This is a genomic window from Nonomuraea cypriaca (assembly GCF_015645445.1).
In the GTDB taxonomy this organism is placed as follows: Bacteria; Actinomycetota; Actinomycetes; order Streptosporangiales; family Streptosporangiaceae; genus Nonomuraea; species Nonomuraea cypriaca.
Genome location: NZ_JADOGI010000536.1, coordinates 1 through 1,129 on the forward strand (window position 1 = coordinate 1; position 1,129 = coordinate 1,129).

1 pseudogene is annotated in these 1,129 nt (G+C 73.1%); it reads left to right on the forward strand.

The window, feature by feature from the left end:
• Nucleotides 1-504: 504 nt before the first annotated feature.
• Nucleotides 505-1,129 (forward strand): annotated as a pseudogene (locus tag ITP53_RS55470) (hypothetical protein); the annotation flags it as partial.

The window sequence follows — 1,129 nt, forward strand, 5'->3', positions numbered from 1 at the left end:
GCCTCGTCCCCGGCCGGGCTCCGGCCCGGGTCCTCGGCCGGGTTTCCGTCCGCGTCGCCGCCTGCGTCGCCGGCTGGCCCCTTGGCCCCGCCTCCTCCACTGACTGCGTTTCGGTCCGGGTCTCCGATGGGACCTCTGGCCGTACCTCCGTCCGGGTCGCCGACTGCGTCTCCATCCGCGTTTCTGGCCGTGTCTCCGACCGAGCCCCTGGCCGGGCCTTCGTCCGTGCCTCCGGCCCTGTCCCCCGCTGTGCCTCCAACTGGCCCGCTGACTGGGCCTTTGAGTGGGAGTCCCGCCGTGTCCCTAACCCCGACCGGACCTCTCGCCGTGCGTCCGGCTGCGACTCCGATTGGGTCTCCGGCTGGCCCCCTGACTGGGTCTGTGGGTGGGAGTCCTGCTGTGTCCTTGGCTGCGTCGCCGGTTGCGTTGCCGACCGGGCCTCTCGCCGGGCCCCCGACCGCGTCCACGACAGGGACGGGCTTTGGTGCGGGGCCTGGGACGCCGATGGTGGTGTCGCCCGGTCAGTACGAGATGACCTGGTATCCGGCTCCGCCGCCCGGAGCGGCCGCCGCGCGTGATGACGGGTGGCTGGTGCTGGCCGATGAGAGCCCGTACGGTACGGCTGTCGTTCTCGAGTTGGCCCGGCGCGGCCGGCGATGCCTTCTCGTGCAGTCGGACCGGCTTGACGAGCCGGCGCTTCGGGTCCTTCGCTATGGTGCGGGACCCTGGCTCGTGGTCGACCTGCGTGCTCTCACCGGTGACCGTGAGGATCGCGAGATGGCCCCGCCGGACCTGGCCGAACATCGGTTGGCGCGGACCGCCACGCTGGTCGCCGACCTGGTGGCGGCCGGGCTTGGCGACCGGGCGCGTACCTGGTGGATCACCCGGAACGCCCAGCCCGTGTCCGGGTCCGCCGCCCCGGTCGTCGTGGCCTCGGCTGCGCTGTGGAGCCTGGCGCGGACCGTACGGCTGGAACATCCAGGCCTGTGGGGCGGCCTGCTGGACGTCGGCGACGACGACCCTGCGCTGGTGGCCCGCTGCCTGGTCGACGAGCTACTCGCCACCGGTCCAGAGGACGAGGTGGCCTACCGAGCCGGCCACCGCTTCGTCGCCCGCCTCACACCAGCCC